The 17,599-nt window shown below is 72.7% G+C and carries 17 protein-coding genes; 11 read left to right on the top strand and 6 right to left on the bottom strand.

Going from position 1 to position 17,599, the window contains the following annotated elements; all coding sequences use genetic code 11:
• The first annotated feature begins 1 nt into the window (after position 1).
• From DEJ35_RS15290 to DEJ35_RS15280, 3 genes are all read left to right on the top strand, one after another.
• Complete coding sequence (locus DEJ35_RS15290; protein ID WP_027464452.1) at positions 2-1,024, top strand: carbohydrate ABC transporter permease; 1,023 nt, start codon at positions 2-4, stop codon at positions 1,022-1,024.
• Positions 1,024-1,905, top strand: a complete 882-nt coding sequence (locus DEJ35_RS15285; protein ID WP_111193081.1) for a carbohydrate ABC transporter permease — start codon at positions 1,024-1,026, stop codon at positions 1,903-1,905. Before DEJ35_RS15290 ends, DEJ35_RS15285 begins: the two co-directional genes overlap by 1 nt.
• A 131-nt stretch (positions 1,906-2,036) precedes the next feature.
• Entirely contained in the window at positions 2,037-4,403 is a 2,367-nt protein-coding gene (locus DEJ35_RS15280) for a beta-glucosidase (protein WP_375342447.1), read from the top strand.
• Positions 4,404-4,469: 66 nt separating this feature from the next.
• Here DEJ35_RS15280 and DEJ35_RS15275 read toward each other — a convergent pair whose 3' ends face one another.
• The 3 genes from DEJ35_RS15275 to DEJ35_RS15265 all read right to left on the bottom strand — a co-directional run bounded on the left by DEJ35_RS15275 (position 4,470) and on the right by DEJ35_RS15265 (position 6,793).
• Positions 4,470-5,495: a glycosyl hydrolase family 18 protein gene (locus tag DEJ35_RS15275; RefSeq protein WP_110862648.1), complete on the bottom strand. Its 1,026-nt coding sequence runs from the start codon at positions 5,493-5,495 to the stop codon at positions 4,470-4,472.
• Positions 5,496-5,550: 55 nt separating this feature from the next.
• Entirely contained in the window at positions 5,551-5,928 is a 378-nt protein-coding gene (locus tag DEJ35_RS15270; protein ID WP_110862649.1) for an ATP-dependent DNA ligase, read from the bottom strand.
• A 106-nt stretch (positions 5,929-6,034) separates the two neighbouring features.
• Positions 6,035-6,793, bottom strand: coding sequence for an AraC family transcriptional regulator (locus DEJ35_RS15265; protein WP_181420177.1), 759 nt, complete (start codon positions 6,791-6,793; stop codon positions 6,035-6,037).
• A 196-nt stretch (positions 6,794-6,989) separates the two neighbouring features.
• On the opposite strand from DEJ35_RS15265, the gene DEJ35_RS17400 reads away from it, so the two are divergent.
• From DEJ35_RS17400 to DEJ35_RS15250, 3 genes are read left to right on the top strand one after another with little or no spacing between them, the layout of a single operon-like run.
• On the top strand, positions 6,990-7,157 hold the full coding sequence (locus DEJ35_RS17400; protein ID WP_181420178.1) for a hypothetical protein: 168 nt from the start codon (positions 6,990-6,992) through the stop codon (positions 7,155-7,157).
• Entirely contained in the window at positions 7,154-8,116 is a 963-nt protein-coding gene (locus tag DEJ35_RS17480; protein ID WP_220032972.1) for a helix-turn-helix transcriptional regulator, read from the top strand. The genes DEJ35_RS17400 and DEJ35_RS17480 overlap by 4 nt, the downstream gene beginning before the upstream one ends.
• A gap of 7 nt (positions 8,117-8,123) precedes the next feature.
• The gene (locus DEJ35_RS15250) at positions 8,124-8,318 is read left to right on the top strand and encodes a hypothetical protein (RefSeq protein WP_110862651.1); all 195 of its coding nucleotides are present in this window, start codon (positions 8,124-8,126) and stop codon (positions 8,316-8,318) included.
• Here the strand turns inward: DEJ35_RS15250 and DEJ35_RS15245 are convergent.
• From DEJ35_RS15245 to xylA, 3 genes are all read right to left on the bottom strand, one after another.
• Positions 8,311-9,312: an acetylxylan esterase gene (locus tag DEJ35_RS15245; RefSeq protein ID WP_111193080.1), complete on the bottom strand. Its 1,002-nt coding sequence runs from the start codon at positions 9,310-9,312 to the stop codon at positions 8,311-8,313. The genes DEJ35_RS15250 and DEJ35_RS15245 overlap by 8 nt on opposite strands.
• An 80-nt stretch (positions 9,313-9,392) precedes the next feature.
• A complete protein-coding gene (gene xylB, locus DEJ35_RS15240) occupies positions 9,393-10,877 on the bottom strand; it encodes a xylulokinase (protein ID WP_111193094.1) in 1,485 nt (494 codons plus the stop codon).
• Positions 10,870-12,063, bottom strand: coding sequence for a xylose isomerase (gene xylA / locus DEJ35_RS15235; RefSeq protein WP_111091413.1), 1,194 nt, complete (start codon positions 12,061-12,063; stop codon positions 10,870-10,872). The genes xylB and xylA overlap by 8 nt, the downstream gene beginning before the upstream one ends.
• 97 nt (positions 12,064-12,160) lie before the next feature.
• On the opposite strand from xylA, the gene DEJ35_RS15230 reads away from it, so the two are divergent.
• The 5 genes from DEJ35_RS15230 to DEJ35_RS15210 all read left to right on the top strand — a co-directional run.
• Complete coding sequence (locus tag DEJ35_RS15230; protein ID WP_258378504.1) at positions 12,161-13,357, top strand: Gfo/Idh/MocA family protein; 1,197 nt, start codon at positions 12,161-12,163, stop codon at positions 13,355-13,357.
• A complete protein-coding gene (locus DEJ35_RS15225) occupies positions 13,354-14,061 on the top strand; it encodes a ThuA domain-containing protein (RefSeq protein WP_111123866.1) in 708 nt (235 codons plus the stop codon). Before DEJ35_RS15230 ends, DEJ35_RS15225 begins: the two co-directional genes overlap by 4 nt.
• Positions 14,046-15,158 (top strand): Gfo/Idh/MocA family protein, encoded by a 1,113-nt coding sequence (locus tag DEJ35_RS15220; protein WP_111193078.1) that lies wholly within the window; start codon positions 14,046-14,048, stop codon positions 15,156-15,158. Before DEJ35_RS15225 ends, DEJ35_RS15220 begins: the two co-directional genes overlap by 16 nt.
• A 34-nt stretch (positions 15,159-15,192) precedes the next feature.
• Positions 15,193-16,242 (top strand): sugar phosphate isomerase/epimerase, encoded by a 1,050-nt coding sequence (locus tag DEJ35_RS15215; protein ID WP_110862655.1) that lies wholly within the window; start codon positions 15,193-15,195, stop codon positions 16,240-16,242.
• Positions 16,243-16,376: 134 nt separating this feature from the next.
• A partial coding sequence (locus tag DEJ35_RS15210) for an ROK family transcriptional regulator (RefSeq protein ID WP_111193077.1) occupies positions 16,377-17,599 on the top strand: 1,223 nt, incomplete at its 3' end.

Here is a 17,599-nt window from a genome sequence, read left to right as displayed (position 1 = left end):
CATGACCCTCGACACCTCGCTCGGTACGACTCCGACCACCGGGTCGGACACGGCCGCGGGGACGTCCCCGGCGGGGAGCGGTTCGCCGCTCCCCGCCGGTCGGCGGACCAAGCGCCGCATCGCGGACTGGCGGAAGCGCGTCGAGATCGCGGTCCTCGCCGGACCAGCGGTCATCGTCTTCGTCACGTTCGTGATCCTGCCCGTGGCGCTCGCCGCGTACTACGGGTTCTTCAAGTGGCAGGGCTACGGCCCGCCCACCGACTTCGTCGGGCTGCAGAACTACCTGATCATCTTCCAGGACAAGGCGTTCCACGCGGTCCTGATGCACAACGGCTTCATCGTCGTGCTCTCCCTGGTGCTGCAGGGGCCGATCGCGATCGTGCTCGCACTGCTGCTCAACCAGAAGATGCACGGCCGAGGACTCGTCCGCGTGCTCGTCTTCGTGCCGTACGTCATCTCCGAGGTGATCGTCGGCACCGGGTGGAGCCTGATGCTCCAGTCGAACGGCGCCGTGAACGACCTGTTCCAGAGCATCGGCCTGGGCGGCCTCCGTGCGGACTGGCTGTCGAACCCCGACATCGCCATCTGGACGCTGCTCGTGATCATCTCGTGGAAGTACATCGGCTTCGCGGTGATCCTGTTCCTCGCCGGCCTGCAGAGCATCCCCGAGGAACTGTTCGAGGCCGCCGCCATCGACGGTGCCGGCTACTGGCAGATCCAGCGGCGCATCACGCTGCCGCTGCTCGGTCCGACCATCCGCATCTGGGCGTTCCTGTCGATCATCGGCTCGCTGCAGCTGTTCGACCTCGTCTACATCATCTGGGGGCAGTACATCGCGTCGACCGCGGGCACCTCGACGATGGCGACGTACATGGTCGCCAACGGCCGGACCTCGGGCAACTTCGGCTTCGGCAGCGCCGTCGCGGTCGTGATGTTCGTGATCTCGCTCGTGGTCGCCCTGATCTACCAGCGCTTCGTGCTCCGCCGCGACACCGCGGGTGCACTCACCGAGAGGAAGAACTGATGGCCACCACGAGCATCGTCGCCCCCGGGCGCCGGGCCGTGCGGGAGCGCCGGTCCAGTGCCGCGATCGGACGCGCGAACCCGCTGACCTACGTCGTCGCGATCCTGTTCGTCGCCGCCAACCTGGCACCCGTGCTCTACATCGTGCTGGGCGGCTTCCGGACCAACTCGCAGATCACCACGAGCCCCGCCGGGCTGCCGGCACCGTTCGAGTTCGGCAACTACGGGTCCGTGCTGTCGAGCGGCATCTTCTGGCAGCAGCTCGGCAACTCCACGATCAGCGCCTTCACGACCACCCTCGGGGTCGTCGTGCTCGGGCTGATGGTGAGCTTCGTGCTCGCCCGCTACCGGTTCGCCGGCCGCGGGGCGCTCTACGCCCTGTTCGCAGCGGGCCTGATGTTCCCGATCACGGTCGCGATCACCCCGCTGTACCTGCTCGTCAAGGACCTCGGTCTGACGAACAGCCTGGCCGGCGTGATCCTGCCGCAGATCGCGTTCGCGCTGCCGACCACCGTCATCATCCTGGTGCCGTTCCTGCGGGCGATCCCCGACGAGCTCGAGGAGGCCGCGTCGATCGACGGAGCGAGCCGTCTCGGGTTCTTCTTCCGGATGGTCGTGCCGCTGTCGCTGCCCGGCGTCGTCACGGTCGGCATCCTGGCGTTCATCGCCAGCTGGAACAGCTACATCCTGCCGCTGTTCATCCTGAACAACGAGGCCGCGTACACGCTGCCGCTCGGGGTCCAGTCGTTCTCGTCGCAGTACTCCGTCGACACCGCCAAGGTGCTCGCGTTCACCTCGATGTCGATGATCCCGGCCCTCGTGTTCTTCACGATCTTCCAGCGCCGCATCGTCGGTGGCCTGACCGGGGCGGTGAAGGGGTGACCGCGACCGACGCGACGCAGACCGCCGGACACGACCCGCGCCTCCAGGCCGACAGCGTGACGGACGCGACGGACGCGACGGACGCGACCGCGACCACCGCCGGAGCCCGCGCCGACGCCCTGCTCGCCGTGATGACCCTCGACGAGAAGGTCGCCCAGCTCGTCGGCTACTGGCTCGACCAGAACGGCGTCGTCGCCCCCATGCAGGGCGAGATGGCGGCCGTGCAGCAGGGCAGCACGCTGGCGGACATCACCCGCGACGGCATCGGGCAGTTCACCCGCGTCTACGGCACCCGTCCCGTCGAACCCGACGAGCGTGCCGCCTGGCTCTGGGCCGAACAGCGCCGACTGCAGCGCGAGACCCGGCTCGGGATCCCGGCGCTCGTCCACGAGGAGTGCCTGACCGGCCTCGCCGCGTGGAAGGCCGCGACGTTCCCGACCCCGCTGGCGTGGGGCGCGTCGTTCGACCCGGAGCTCGTCGAGCAGGTCGGCGCCGCGATCGGTGCGTCGATGCGGCAGCTCGGCGTCCACCAGGGGCTCGCACCGGTGCTCGACGTGATCCGTGACCCCCGCTGGGGCCGGGTCGACGAGTGCATCGCCGAGGACCCGTACCTGGTCGGCACGGTCGGCACCGCGTACGTGCGCGGGTTGCAGTCCGCCGGGGTCGACGCGACCCTCAAGCACTTCCTCGGGTACTCGGCGTCGCAGGCGGGACGGAACCACGCCCCCGTGCACGCCGGGGCCCGCGAACTCGCCGACGTGTACCTGCCGCCGTTCGAGATGGCGCTGCGGGACGGCGGCGCCCGGAGCGTCATGAACTCGTACGCCGAGATCGACGGCGTGCCCGTCGCGGCGAACGGCGAGCTGCTCACCGACCTGCTCCGCGGCCGGCTCGGCTTCGACGGCACGGTCGTCGCGGACTACTTCTCGGTGGCGTTCCTCGAGGTCATGCACGGCATCGCCGCCGACCGTGGCGAGGCCGCGACGCTGGCGCTCGAGGCCGGCGTCGACGTCGAGCTCCCGACCGGTGACGCGTACCTCGCGCCGCTCGTCGAGCGGGTCCGCAGCGGGCAGGTGGACGAGGCACTCGTCGACCGCGCCGTGCTCCGGGTGCTCCGGCAGAAGGAACGGCTCGGCCTGCTCGAACCGGACGCCTTCGCCGGAGACGCCTCCACCGGGATCGACCTCGACACCCCGCTGCACCAGGCACTCGCACGCCGGCTGGCGGCGAAGTCGCTCGTGCTGCTGTCGAACGACAGCGGCGCCACCGACAGCGGCAGCGCCGACGGCGCCAGCGACGCCACCCCCGTCCTCCCGCTCGCGGCAGGCGCCTCGGTCGCGGTCATCGGCCCGAACGCCGACCGAGCCGAGGCCCTGCAGGGCTGCTACTCGTTCGCCAACCACGTGCTCGCCTCGCACCCCGACCTGCCGCTCGGCTTCGCGATCCCGACCGTCCGCGAAGCCGTCGCCCAGGCCCTCGGCCCGGCAGCGGTGCGCTTCGCAGCGGGCTGCGCCGTCACGGGCGACGACCGGGCCGGCTTCGCCGACGCGGTCGCCGTGGCGTCCGCCTCGGACGTCGCGGTGGTCGTCGTCGGTGACCAGGCCGGACTCTTCGGCCGCGGCACGGTCGGCGAGGGCAACGACACCGATTCGCTCGACCTGCCCGGCGTGCAGCGCGAGCTGGTCGAGGCCGTCGTCGCGACCGGTACCCCCACCGTGATGGTGCTGCTCACCGGCCGGCCGTACGCGATCGGCTGGGCGCTCGACGGCGACCAGCCGCGTCCGGCCGCGGTCGTGCAGGCGTTCTTCCCGGGCGAGGGCGGCGGGCTGGCGATCGCCGACCTGCTCACCGGTGTCGCCTCGCCCTCGGGCCGCCTGCCGCTGTCCCTGCCCCGGTCCGCCGGTGCGCAGCCGTTCACGTACCTGCACCCGCGGCTCGGCGGTCCGTCCGACGTCACCGCCGCCGACTCGACGCCGGTGCGACCGTTCGGCTTCGGCCTCGGCTACACCGACTTCGCCTACGACGAGCTCGTCGTCGACCAGGACGTCCGCTCCGACGGCGTCTTCACCGCGTCGGTGACGGTCCGGAACACCGGGTCCCGTGACGGCGAAGACGTCGTGCAGCTCTACGGGCACGACGTGCACGGCAGCGTCACCAGGCCCGAGGTGCAGCTCCTCGGGTACGCGCGGGTCGCGCTCGCCGCGGGGGAGTTCGCGCGGGTCCGCTTCCGCGTCCCGGTGCAGCGCTTCGCGTTCACCGACCGCCGCATGCGCAGGGTGGTCGAGCCCGGCGACGTGCAGGTCTGGGTCGCGTCGCACGCGGCGGTGTCACGGCCGGGAGGCCCGGTGGCAGCCGGTGGGATCGTCGCCTCGGGCGACGGGCCGGTCCGACACCCCGTCCCCGGCACCGCCACGGAGCGCGCCACCGTCGCGGTCACCGGCGCCGTCCACGAGGTCACCCTCGACGACCCCCGCCTGGTGGAGTGGTCGCTCGTCTGACCGGGAGACGGACAGGAGGCCCGGTGCCAGCGTGCACCGGGCCTCCTGTCCGTCAGTGGGTCGCGGTCACCCGACCGGTTCGATCCGGTCGGACAGGTCCAGGGACCAGACGGCGACGCCTGTCAGGCCGAGCCGGTCCGCCAGCGCGATCCGCTCGCGCAGCGAGCGTGCGTCGGACCACCAGAGCACCTCACCGCTCGGCAGGGTCGCGGTCCACTCGCCGACCGTCGCGTCCCACCGGGCGGTCGCGCCCGCTTTCCGGACCCGGAGCCGGGCCTGGGCGTCGGAGAGCTGACCGGCCGGACGCGTCCCCTTCCAGTGGTAGCCGTACCCGGCGACACCGAGCACGATCTGGTCGGCGGGGGCGAGGGTCGCGAGTGCACGGGCGGCCTTCGACGACCACGCGAGCGACCCGACCGGGCCGGGCGCGTCCGGTTCCCAGGGGCCGTGCTGGTCGTAGGCCATGAGCGTCAGGTGGTCGAGCGGGGCGCGGAGGGCGCGCACGTCGTAGCCCAGGCGGGCGTACCCGGCGGCTGTGGTCGACGCGGACAGGGCGATGTCGAGCCGGACGTCGTCGCCGACGGCGGCTCGGAGCTCCCAGGCGAAGGCGGTGAGGCCGGGCTTCTCGGCCGGGGTCAACGCCTCGAGGTCGATCATGATCGAGTCCCAGCCGCCCGTGGTGACGTCGGCGGCGAGCGACCGGACGACCCGGGCGCGGTTCGCGGGCGAGGTGAGCAGCTTCCGCGCGATCGGCTCGCTGAAGTCCCCGTCGGCCTCGGAGTAGTTGCTCACGAGCAGCTGTGCGGTGAGCCCGTTCGCGTGCGCCCGGTCGCGCTGGGCCTTCGCGGCACGCGAGGGGACCGTGACCTTCGTGCCCGTCCGGTTCAGCAGCAGGCCGTCGACGCCGACCACGTCCATCGCGGCGGCGTTCGCGTCCACCAGGGCGGTGTCGGCGTTCTCGGGCTGGAAGCCGGTCACGTCGAACCCGTCGGCCCGGGCAGCGGTCGGGGTCGTGCAGCCGGCGAGTGCGAGTCCCGTGGAGAGGACGGCTGCGAGCAGCGCGGAGCGGCGTCGACGCGGGGTGGTGGTCACGGGGAGGGGCGTCCTGTCGTTGGTACCCGGTCGGGGCGTGTCGTCGGCGCTCCGGTCAGGAGGCGCTGATGGTCGTGGTGGGGCGTGCCGGCGGGGCCCCGGCGACTTCGTCGGCGGAGACCGGGCCCTCGGCGTCCGTCGGTTCCGGGCTCAGGACGAGGCCGGAACCGCTCGCCGCGCTGGCGTAGAGCTCGTCGAGCCACGAGCGGTTCACGCTCGGTGACTTGCCGCCGGCGAACTTGAAGTGCAGTCCGCAGTAGGGGTGGATCCAGATGCTGCTGCGGCCGCCACCGACGGCGGGGTCGTCCTTCCACGAGAACACGAAGCTCTCTCCGCGGCGGATGAGGTTCACGATGACGATCTGCAGGTGCGTGAGCGCACGGTCGTCGAGGCGGAGCTCGAGGGGTTGCGAGTCGTAGATGAGCTGGCCCATGGCGCTGCCTTCCGTCGGGTGGGACCCGCCGCACGTGCCGGGCCCGCGGGGTCCATCCTCCCCCGATTCCTCGACCCCTGGCGCTTTTCGTCCATCCACGGCGTGATCAGTCCCGTTCCGTGCCGGCGGCCGACGGCGGGACGGTCGGTGCCGACCACGGTGGGAGCTCGGCCGACGGGTACCCGCCGTGCTCATCCGGCGCCCGCAGCATCGGGTTGACCGCGCGCAGCCGGATGCCGGAGCTGTCCCCGGTGACCCCGCGGACGGCGCTCGCCAGCAGGAACGCGACGACGTCGGCCGTGCTGCCGTCGGGGTCGTAGCCGTGCCAGGGGCGGTCGTCGCCCTGGGCGCGTCGCAGGGCACTGGCGAACGTCGCGTCGGCGTCGTCGACCTCCACCTCGCAATCGAGCACGATCCGGAAGCGTGATCCCTCGCCCGGGGGCCGAGCGAGGTCCGGCGTGGCGAGGGGCTCCGGGTCCTCCGGGTCGAACGACCGGAGCGCTGCCGACGGTGCGGTGCCGAACGCGGCACGGTACTCGGCAGCCATCCGCCCGGCGTTGCTGAAGTGCCAGTGCTTCGCGACGTCTGCGATGGTGCGTCGGTCGGCCGGTGTCATCGACAGCAGGTCGCGGCGGACGCCCTCGAGCCGCACCCCGCGCAGGTACGACGCGGGTGAGGTCTGCAGCTCCCGCCGGAACGCGCTCTGCAGGCCGCGGGTCGACAGGTGTGCGGCGGCGGCGATGTCCGGTACGGAGATCGCTTCACGGGCGTGGGCGTGCACGAACCGCAGCGCCTCGTGCACGCTGCGGGACAGCCGTGCTCCGCCGTGCTCGGGACCACTCGCCGTGGTCGGTGCCTGGTCCATACGTGGAGGGTACGAGTCGGTCGGGCGGATCGGCCCCCGACGCCACGACGCCGCCGTTATCCGGGGTGCGCGGATGTGGATCGCACCCGTTCGGGGGCCATTGTGGACCTCGACGGAGGCGCTTATCGTCCAGAAGGTACTCAAACTGTCCCCCTCCGAACAGGGTCGGAGGTGCGGGGGCAGATCGGAGGATCTCATGAGTGTTTACGAACGTGCACCGGGGGTCGCCCCGGTCCACATCACCTCCTACCGGGCGCGGGCACGGGCTGCCCGACGCGGGTGGATCGTGCAGTCCGAGGACGACGTCGATCGCGAGCGCTTCACCTTCGCGGACCTCCGCGCACAGCGGGGGCGGAACCCGTGAGCAGCGACACCGTCCCGCGGGCCGTGGTCGGCCACGCACCCCGGGCCGCCGAGCGGTGCGGCCGGACCCCCTCCGACGCCGTCCGGACGGTCCGTGCCGTGTACGACGGTCGCGACGTTCGGTTCGCACCCACCGACCGGTTCGCGTTCCGCCACCGGACGGTGCGCCACCACAACGTCGCGCTGCTGTCGTCGGCGGTGTCGACGGCCGCCGCCGCCTCGTTCACGCCGGACGGCACGCCGGTGCTGGCGTGGTCGACCGTGGGGTGCCTCCGGGTCGACGACGACGCGCCCACCCGTCCCGGTGTGCCGGTGCTCCTGCCGACGGACCGACCGTTCACCCTGATCGTGCCGGCGGGGACCGTCCAGGTGCTGCGGGTCGACCGCGGCTTCCTCGACGCCGTGAACGGGGTCGTGTTCGACCACCGCTTCGCCGGGCGACTGCGATCCCGCCCGGCCGAGGCCGAGGTCTCCCACCTGCTCGCCCGCATCGACGCGGTGGCGGTCAACGCGCTGCACCCCGACCGCAACCCGGGCGGCCACCTGTCCGCACAGGTGCTGCTGGCCGAGTCCGTCCTGCGGGCCTTCGGCGGGACGGGTGCCGAAGGCGACGCACCGCCGGTGCGCCGGACGGTGAACACCGTGCAGCTCGCGCAGGCCTGGCTCGCGGAGCACTGCGACCGGCCGCTCCAGCTCGCGGACGTCTGCGGGGCCGTCGGGGTCAGCTCCCGCACACTCCAGGAGAACTTCGTGCAGCACGTCGGGGTGAGCCCCATGACGTACCTGCTGCAGGTCCGCCTCGACCGGGTGCGGATCGCGCTCCAGCTCGCCGACTGCGCGCAGACGACGGTGGCCGAGGTCGCGCACCGGTGGGGCTTCCGCCACATGGGGCGGTTCTCGAGCACGTACCACCAGCGCTTCGACGAGTACCCGAAGAAGACGCTCCAGACGAGCACCTGACCCGCCCGTGCGCACGCGACAACAGCGGCTGATCGGGCTGGCGGAGCGGGTCCTGCTCCACCAGCCGGACGTGGTGCCGGACAGCATCCTGTTCGAGTGGGGCGACCACCGCGGACGCGACTGGGAGCAGACCCTCACCGTGCACTACGACGTCGGTGGAGGGAGCCCCGGCCCCCACCACCGGCACCACTACTTCATCTGACCGGGCTCTGCAGCCGGTCCGCCAGGAACGCAGCCTGACGCTCCCAGTGCCGGAAGCCGCCACCCTCGTGCCCGTTGTACGGGTACACGACGATCTCGCGGTCGGTGGAGCCGAGGGCGTTGAACGCGGCGAAGGTCGTGCGCGGCGGAACGACGTCGTCCATCAGCGCGACCGAGAACAGCGCAGGGGCGGTGATGCGGGCGGCGTGGTTCACCCCGTCCAGGTACGCGGCGGTCTCCCACACGCTGTCGGCCGCGTCGCGGTGGACGGCGAGGTACTGCGCGAGCTCCAGGTACGGACCGCCGACCGCGACGTCGGTGCCGTTCCGCCAGTCGGCGAGGAACGCCACGTCGGGCAGCACCGCGGCGACCGGTCCGACGTGTGCCTCGACCAGGGCCGCCGCGGCGATCGTGATGCCGCCGCCCTGGCTGCCCCCGGTCAGGGCGATGCGCTCGGGGTCGATCCCGGGAAGCGTCCGCACCGCCTCGACGAGCCGCACGGCGTCGGTGTAGACGCGGCGGTAGTAGTGCTCGGCCGGTGAGCCGATGCCGCTCGTCATCCAGCCGCTGGCGTGCGGTGCGGAGCCGTGCGGGTCCGGGGTGTCGCCGCCGGCCCACCCGGAGCCCTGGCCGCGCGTGTCCATCACGACGTGCACGTAGCCGGCGAGGGCCCAGTGCACGCGCTCGCCGGGGCGACCACGGCCACCGCCGTAGCCGAGGAACTCGACGACGACCGGCAGTGCGCCGGGGTCGTCGGACACCGGGCGGTTGACCCACGCGCGCACGGGGTCGCCGGCGAACCCGGGGAACGTCAGGTCCTCGACGACGAGACCGGTCACCGGGGTCTCGGCCGGCACGAGGGTCGACTCGACCCCCTCGCCCGCGGTCCGGGCGGCGGCGATCGTGTCCGCCCAGAAGGCGTCGAAGTCAGCGGGACGACGGACGTCCGAGCGGTGGGCGCGGAGCGCGTCGAGGGGCAGGTCGGTCAGTGGCATGGGGTCCTCCGGGGACGATGTTGCCCCGGCGCCCTGGTGGAGGGCGCCGGGGGCGGGGAGTGTCGGATCCGGTGCGTCGGTCAGCGCGCCGCGGCGCGGTACTGCTCGAGCACCGCGGGGTGCGGGTCGGACGGCACGGTGGTCGTCGCGGTGTCCCACGTCGGCAGTGCGCCGGTGAGCGCCCACGCGGCCTGCTTCGCAGCACCCGCGGCGACGTACTCGCCGGGCTCCGGCACCAGGACGTCACGGCCGAACACCTGTGCGGCGACGGTGCGGACCGCCGGGTTCCGCGCAGCGCCACCGATGAGCAGCAGCCGCTCGACGGTCACCCCGGTGCCCTGCACCGCGGCCAGTCCGTCGGCGAGGGCGCAGAGCATCCCCTCGACGGCCGCCCGGGCCAGGTGCGCCCGGTCGGTGGTCGCCGGCGTCATGCCGAGCAGTGATGCGGTCGCGTTCGGCCGGTTGGGCGTGCGCTCGCCGACGAAGTACGGCACCAGGACGAGGCCGTCGGCCCCGGCCGGCGCCTGCAGCGCCAGTTCGCCGAGTGCGTCGTGGTCGACGCCGAGCAGGCCGCCGATCACCTCGAGCACGCGGGCCGCGTTGAGCGTCGTGACGATCGGGAGGCGCGACCCGGTCCCGTCGGCGAAGCCCGCCACGGTCCCGCTCGGGTCACGCACCTCGGCGTCGCTGACCCCGAAGACCGTGCCGCTGGTGCCGAGGGACACCGCGACGTCACCAGGGCCGAGACCCAGGCCGAGCGCTGCCCCGGCGTTGTCGCCGAGTCCGGCGCCGACGACGAGGCCGGACCGGGCGACAGCGCCGCCGGGCAGCTCGACGTCGGTGGACAGGGTGCCCATCGCCTCGTCGGGAGCGACCACGCGGGGAACGACCACGGCGTCGTCGTCACCCATCGACGCCGGACGCATCGGTCGCCCGAGCGCGAGCTCGAACAACTCCGGGTCGTACTCGCGGCGCACCGGGTCCCAGTACGCCGTGCCGCTGGCGTCGGACGCGTCCGTCGCCAGGGCGTCGAGGTCGGGGCCGAGCGGGCTCTCGTCCGCCGGGCCGTGGCCGCGGAGCCGCCACGACAGCCAGTCGTGGGGGAGCGCCACGGCCGCGACGCGGGCCGCGTTCTCGGGCTCCGCGTCGCGGAGCCACCGCAGCTTGGTGCCCGTGAACGACGCGACCGGCACCAGCCCCGTCCGGGCGACCCAGGCCTCCCGGCCGAGTTCGTCGACCATCTGCGCGGCCGCGTCCGCACTCCGCACGTCGTTCCAGAGCAGGGCGTCGCGGACCACGCGGCCGTCGGCGTCGAGCGCGACCATGCCGTGCTGCTGCCCGGCGATGGCGACGGCACCGACGTCGTCGAGGCCACCGGCGTCCGCGACGGCTGCGCCGAGGGCGTCCCACCAGTGGCGGGGGTCGACGGAGGTGCCGTCCGGGTGGGACGCGCGTCCCTCGCGGACGACCGCACCGGTCGCGGCGTCACGGATGGTGACCTTGCAGGACTGGGTCGACGAGTCGACGCCGGCGACGAGCTGGCGCTCGTCCGTGTTCTCAGCCACGAGCACCCATCAAGTGCTCCATCGCGAGCTGCTGCAGGCGGACGAAGCCGAAGCCCTTGCCGCCGAAGTAGGCGTCGGCGTCGAAGTCCTCGTAGGCGGAGCGGTCGGCGAGGAACGCGTCGTACGACTCGCCGTCGTCCAGCGTCGGCGTCGACAGCTCGCCGACCTTGGAGGCCTCGAGCGCCGCCTGCACCTCGGGGTCGGCGCGGAACGCCTGCGCACGCTCCTTGAGGAGCAGGTACATGCGCATGTTGGCCGACGCGGAGTCCCAGACGCCGGTGATGTCCTCGGTGCGGCTCGGCTTGTAGTCGAAGTGGCGCGGGCCGTCGTACGCCGGGCCGCCCTGCGGGGCGCCGTGCTCGAGCAGGTCGACGAGCGAGAACGCGTTCTGCAGGTCGCCGTGACCGAACACCAGGTCCTGGTCGTACTTGATGCCGCGCTGACCGTTGAGGTCGATGTGGAAGAGCTTGCCCTGGTAGAGCGCCTGGGCGATGCCGGCCGTGAAGTTCAGGCCAGCCATCTGCTCGTGGCCGACCTCGGGGTTGATGCCGAACAGCTCCGGGCGCTCGAGCGTCTCGGTGAAGGCGATCGCGTGACCGAGGGTCGGCAGGAGGATGTCGCCGCGGGGCTCGTTCGGCTTCGGCTCGATGGCGAACCGGATGCCGTAGCCCTTGTCGGTGACGTACTGGGCGAGCAGGTTGACGGCCTCGCGGTACCGCTCGAGCGCGGCCTGCACGTCCTTGGCGCTGTCGTACTCGGAGCCTTCGCGGCCACCCCACATCACGAACGTCGACGCGCCGAGCTCGGCGGCGAGGTCGATGTTGCGGAGCACCTTGCGGAGCGCGAAGCGGCGGACCTGCCGGTCGTTCGAGGTGAAGCCGCCGTCCTTGAAGACCGGGGCGGAGAACAGGTTCGTCGTGACCATCGGCACGACGATCCCGGTCGACTCGAGCGCACCCTTGAGGCGGTCGATCTGGGTCTGGCGTTCGGCGTCGGTCGAGCCGAACGCGAACAGGTCGTCGTCGTGGAAGGTCAGGCCGTAGGCGCCGAGCTCGTCGAGCTTCTCGACCGCCTCGACCACGTCGAGGGCGGGTCGGGTCGGCCCGCCGAAGGGGTCGGAGCCGTTGTAGCCGATGGTCCAGAGACCGAAGGAGAACTTGTCTGCACGGGTGGGCGTCGTTGCCATGGTGGTCACCGTTCGTCGTCGAAACAAAATGTTGCCGCGCCCAACATAAGCGGTAGTGTTGGCTGTGGCAAGCACGTGATCGCAAAGGAGCGAGCGGATGGCAAGTGAGTCGACGGTGCAGCAACGACTGCGGGTCGCGATGGTGGGGCACGGCTTCATGGGAGCCGCGCACTCACAGGCGTGGCGGACCGCCCCCAGGTTCTTCGACCTCGGCGCCGAGCCGGAGATGGCGGTGATCGTCGGGCGTGATCCCGGACGCACCGAGGCCGCTCGGCAGCAGTACGGCTGGCAGGCGGCGTCCACCGACTGGCGTGCCGTCGTCGCCGATCCGGACATCGACGTGGTCGACGTCGTTTCGCCGGGGTCCTCGCACGTCGAGATCGCGATCGCCGCGCTCCAGGCCGGCAAGCACGTCCTGTGCGAGAAGCCGCTCGCGAACACCGTCGCCGAGGCCGAGGCGATGACCGCCGCCGCCGCCGCCGCCCGTGCACAGGGTGTCCGGGCGATGGTCGGGTTCAGCTACCGCCGGGTGCCGGCCATCGCGTTCGCCCGGCAGCTGGTGCAGGACGGCCGGATCGGCACCGTGCGCCAGGTCCGTGCGCTCTACCTGCAGGACTGGCTCGCCGACGCCGACGGCCCGATGACCTGGCGCCTCGACAAGTCGCTCGCGGGCTCGGGGGCGCTCGGGGACATCGGCGCACACGCGATCGACCTGGTCGAGCACGTCACGGGCGCGTCGCTCGCCACCGTGTCCGGCACCCTCGAGACCTTCGTGACCGAGCGTCCGCTGATGGCCGAGGGGGTGGGGCTCTCCGGCACCGCGTCGAGCGAGCGCGGGCAGGTCACCGTCGACGACGCCGCGTTCTTCACCGCACGGCTCGACGGCGGCGCGGCCGACGGTGCGATCGGCACGTTCGAGGCCACGCGCTACGCGACCGGGCGGAAGAACGGTCTGACGCTCGAGATCAGCGGTTCCGAGGGCGCGATCCAGTTCGACCTCGAGTCGATGAACGAGCTCCGGCTGTACGAGTCGAACGCACCGGCGGGGGAGCAGGGGTTCCGCCGCATCCTCGTCACCGAGCCCGAGCACCCCTACATGGCCGCGTGGTGGCCGACCGGGCACCTCATCGGGTACGAGCACACCTTCAGCCACCAGGTGAAGGACTTCGTCGACGCCATCGTCGCCGGCACCGACCCGTCGCCGTCGTTCGCCGACGGCCTGCACGTGCAGCGGGTCCTCGACGCGGTCGAACGCAGCGCCGCCGCCGGCAGCACCTGGACGGCGACCTCGTGAGCGCCGCCGAGCAGACCCGCCAGGCGCTCGTCGTCCGCGGCGGGTGGGACGGCCACCAGCCCGTCGAGACCACCGACCTGTTCATCCCGTTCCTGCAGGACCACGGCTTCGCGGTCCGGATCGAGGGATCGCCCGCCGTGTACGCCGACCAGGAGTACATGGACACGGTCGACCTGATCGTCCAGGTGAACACCATGACGACCATCGCCGCCGACGAGTTCGCCGGTCTGCAGCGGGCCGTCCTGAACGGCACCGGCCTGGCCGGCTGGCACGGCGGCATCGCGGACTCGTACCGCGACAACGCCGACTACCTGCACATGATCGGCGGGCAGTTCGCGCACCACGCGGGCAAGCACCCCGACGAACGGGTCGGGGAGCAGTCGGACAACTACATCCCCTACACGGTGCACATCACCGACCTCGGGCACGAGCACCCGATCACGCAGGGCATCGATGACTTCGACCTCGTCACCGAGCAGTACTGGGTGCTGAGCGACGAGTACGACGACGTCCTCGCCACCACCACGCAGGAGGCCCGCTCGTGGGACCCCTGGAACCGCCCGGTCACCGCACCGGCGATCTGGACCCGGCAGTGGGGGAAGGGACGGATCTTCGTCTCGGCCCCCGGACACCGGATCGAGATCGTCGAGTCGCAGCCGGTCCGCACCATCATCGAACGGGGACTCCTGTGGGCAGCACGGTGAACGAAGGGGTGCTCCGCGTCGGAGTCGTCGGCGTCGGGGTCATCAGCCAGCAGTACTTCGAGCACTTCCCGGCCCTGCCCGGCCTCGAGCTCGCCGCGGTCGCCGACCTCGACGTCGCCCGTGCCGAGCAGGTCGGTGCGGCTCAGGGCGTGCGCGGGACCACCGTGGACGACCTGCTCGCCGCCGACGACGTCGACGCGGTGCTCAACCTGACGATCCCGGCCGCGCACGCCGACATCGCCACCCGGGCACTCGCAGCAGGCAAGCACGTCTACGGCGAGAAGCCGCTCGCGATGTCCACCGCCGAGGCCGCACCGGTGCTCGAAGCCGCCCGCGCCGCCGGCCTGCGCGTCGGCAGTGCCCCGGACACCGTCCTCGGCACGGGTATCCAGACCGCACGGGCCGCCCTCGACGACGGCGCGATCGGCACCCCGGTCGGCGCTGCAGTCGCCTGGAGCGCACCCGGGCACGAGCTCTGGCACCCCGCGCCGGCGTTCTACTACCAGCCGGGCGGCGGACCGCTCCTCGACATGGGGCCGTACTACCTGACCAGCCTCGTCACGTTCTTCGGGCCGGTCGTCCGGGTCAGCGGCAGCGCCACCCGCTCCACCCGTGAACGGACGATCGCGACCGGACCGAACGCCGGCACCTCGATCCCGGTCGACATCGACACGCACGTCGTCGCGATCCTCGAGCACGAGGGCGGCGTGGTCTCCACCGTGAGCGTCTCGTTCGAGGTCTGGGCCACCCGCGCCCCGCTGTTCGAGGTGTACGGCACCGCCGGCACCCTGGGGGTACCGGACCCGAACCGGTTCTCGGACACCGTGTCGATCGCCACCGCCGACGACCGCTCGTGGCGCGACCTGCCGGTCGCCGCCGGGTACGCCGACGCCGGCCGCGGTTACGGCCTCGCCGACATGGCGCACGCGATCGCGACGGACCGGCCGCACCGTGCCTCCGGCGACCTCGCGTTCCACGTGCTCGAGGTCATGGAGGCGGTCTCGGCCGCCGCCCGAGACCACTCGGTCGTCGACGTGCACTGGCGCGTCGAGCGACCCGCCACCGTCCCCGCCGGGTCCGCACCCGGATCCTGGTGACGGAACCCGACCACCGCGAAGAAGGACGACGACGATGACGACGACGGACGCGAGCGACACGACGGAGACGACCCGGGCCTCCCGGCCGGTCACCCTGTTCACCGGACAGTGGGCCGACCTGCCCTTCGAAGAGGTGGCCCGGCTCGCCGGCGAGTGGGGCTACGACGGGCTGGAGATCGCCTGCTGGGGTGACCACCTGGACGTCCGGCGCGCCGCGACGGACCCGGAGTACGTGGCGGACCGGCTGGCGATCCTGGAACGCCACGGCCTGCGGGTCTGGACGATCGCGAACCACCTGGTCGGCCAGGCCGTGTGCGACGACCCCATCGACCAGCGGCACGAGGACATCGTCCCGCCGCGCGTGTGGGGCGACGGCGACCCCGAGGGCGTGCGGCAGCGTGCGGCCGAGGAACTGCAGTGGACTGCCCGTGCCGCCGCAGCGCTCGGTGTCGACACCGTCACCGGCTTCTCCGGCTCGTCGATCTGGAAGACCGTCGCCGGGTTCCCGCCCGTGCCCCCGGGGATGATCGACGCCGGGTACCAGGACTTCCACGACCGCTGGTCACCGATCCTCGACGTCTTCGAGGAGGTCGGCGTCCGGTTCGCACTCGAGGTGCACCCGTCCGAGATCGCCTACGACTACTGGACCGCCAAGCGCACGCTCGAGGTGTTCCAGGACCGGCCGGCGTTCGGGTTCAACTTCGACCCGTCGCACTTCGTCTGGCAGGACCTCGACCCCGCCGCGTTCCTGCTCGACTTCGCCGACCGGGTGTACCACGTGCACTGCAAGGAGTCGGTGAAGCAGCTCGACGGGCGCAACGGGCGGTTGTCCTCGCACCTGCCGTGGGGCGACCCCCGGCGCGGGTGGGACTTCGTCACCGCCGGTCACGGGGACGTGCCGTGGGAGCGGGTGTTCCGCGTCCTGAACCACATCGGGTACGCCGGCCCGACCAGCGTCGAGTGGGAGGACGCCGGCATGGACCGGCTCGTCGGCGGGCCCGAGGCGCTGGCGTTCGTCCGGCAGCTCGGTACCATCGCGCCGCCGGACGCCGCGTTCGACGCCGCGTTCTCGCGGTCGCGCTGACCGGCACCACGCTGCGGGGCCGTGCGGTCGCCGAGGTTTCGCACGGCGCGACAGTCCACGGGGCCCGCCGGTGCGAAACTCGTCGCTCAGCCCGAAACCCCACCCACGACCTCACCCACCAACGAGGAGGACCCATGGCACGGCAGCCCACGGCGACGCCGGGCAACGCCGCGCGCGTCCTCCGGCTCGTCCACGAGGACGGCCCCGTCACCCGCGCCGAACTCACCCGGCGCACCGGCCTGAACCGCTCGACCATCCTCGCGCTCGTCGGGGAACTCGTCGACGCCGGTCTCGTGCACGAGGAGACTCCCGCCGCGGGGACCCCCGGTACCGGTGTCGGACGACCGAGCGGGGTCGTCCGGGCGTCCGGCGACGTCCTCGCCGCCGCGGTCACGGTCGAGATCGACGCCGTCGGGGTCGCCCTCGTCGGCCTCGACGGCACCGTCCGCGACCGGCTGGTCGAGCCGCAGACCACCGTGCCCACCGCGGCGCAGGCGATCGACGCCGTCGCCCGGGTCCTCGCAGCACTCCTCGCCCGCACCGGACCGGCGGCCCGGATCGTCGGGGTCGGTGTCGCCGTGCCCGGCATCGTCCGGGTCGAGGACGGCACCGTCCGCGACGCCCCGCACCTCGGATGGCGTGACGAACCCCTCGCCGCACCGCTCGCGGAACGCCTGGGGCTGCCGGTCCGGGCCGCGAACGACGCCAACCTCGGCGCCTGGGCGGAACGGCTGTACGGCAGCGCCCGCGGCGTCGACGACCTCGTGTACCTGAACGGCGGCGCGAGCGGCATCGGCGGCGGGATCGTCAGCGCCGGCCGGCCCTTCAGCGGCGCCGACGGGTACGCGGGCGAGCTGGGGCACACCTTCGTCGCGGCGAACGGCATCCGCTGCCACTGCGGTGCGGTCGGCTGTCTGGAGACCGAGGCCTCGCGCTCCGCGCTCACCGCGGTCACCAGGACCCCGCCGGACGACCTCGACGCGCTCGCCGCGGCGCTCGCCGAGGGCCGGCCCGAGCTGGAGCGGGTCGTCGACCGACAGGTCACCGCTCTCGCGACCGCACTGCGGAACGCCATCCACACCGTCGACCCCGAGGTCGTCGTGCTCGGCGGGTTCCTCGGTGCGCTGCTCGGACACGTCGGCGACCGGATCGAAACCGACGTCCGGGCGCAGACGATGGCCGCCATGACCGACCGGCTCCGCATCGTCCCGGCGGCACTCGGCCGCGACGTCCTGGTCCGTGGCGCCGCCGAGATCGGCTTCGCGGAGCTGCTGCGCGACGCCACCATGCCCGCGGCGCCAGCGCCGGCGCCGGTGCCGGCGACCACGTCCGCGGCGCCCGCCGCCGCCCCCTCCAC

Origin of the sequence: Curtobacterium sp. MCPF17_051 (assembly GCF_003234595.1) — a bacterium.
GTDB classification, from domain to species: Bacteria; Actinomycetota; Actinomycetes; order Actinomycetales; family Microbacteriaceae; genus Curtobacterium; species Curtobacterium flaccumfaciens.
Note: the sequence above shows the minus strand (reverse complement) of the source record. Positions and strands in the feature narration are given on the sequence as shown.

Bases quoted from the DNA above. Each gene is read 5' to 3' on its own strand.
- DEJ35_RS15290 (WP_027464452.1), top strand. From the start codon at position 2: ATGACCCTCGACACCTCGCTCGGTACGACTCCGACCACCGGGTCGGAC.
- DEJ35_RS15285 (WP_111193081.1), top strand. From the start codon at position 1,024: ATGGCCACCACGAGCATCGTCGCCCCCGGGCGCCGGGCCGTGCGGGAG.
- DEJ35_RS15280 (WP_375342447.1), top strand. From the start codon at position 2,037: ATGACCCTCGACGAGAAGGTCGCCCAGCTCGTCGGCTACTGGCTCGAC.
- DEJ35_RS15270 (WP_110862649.1), bottom strand. From the start codon at position 5,928: ATGGGCCAGCTCATCTACGACTCGCAACCCCTCGAGCTCCGCCTCGAC.
- DEJ35_RS15265 (WP_181420177.1), bottom strand. From the start codon at position 6,793: ATGGACCAGGCACCGACCACGGCGAGTGGTCCCGAGCACGGCGGAGCA.
- DEJ35_RS17400 (WP_181420178.1), top strand. From the start codon at position 6,990: ATGAGTGTTTACGAACGTGCACCGGGGGTCGCCCCGGTCCACATCACC.
- DEJ35_RS15245 (WP_111193080.1), bottom strand. From the start codon at position 9,312: ATGCCACTGACCGACCTGCCCCTCGACGCGCTCCGCGCCCACCGCTCG.
- xylA (WP_111091413.1), bottom strand. From the start codon at position 12,063: ATGGCAACGACGCCCACCCGTGCAGACAAGTTCTCCTTCGGTCTCTGG.
- DEJ35_RS15230 (WP_258378504.1), top strand. From the start codon at position 12,161: ATGGCAAGTGAGTCGACGGTGCAGCAACGACTGCGGGTCGCGATGGTG.
- DEJ35_RS15215 (WP_110862655.1), top strand. From the start codon at position 15,193: ATGACGACGACGGACGCGAGCGACACGACGGAGACGACCCGGGCCTCC.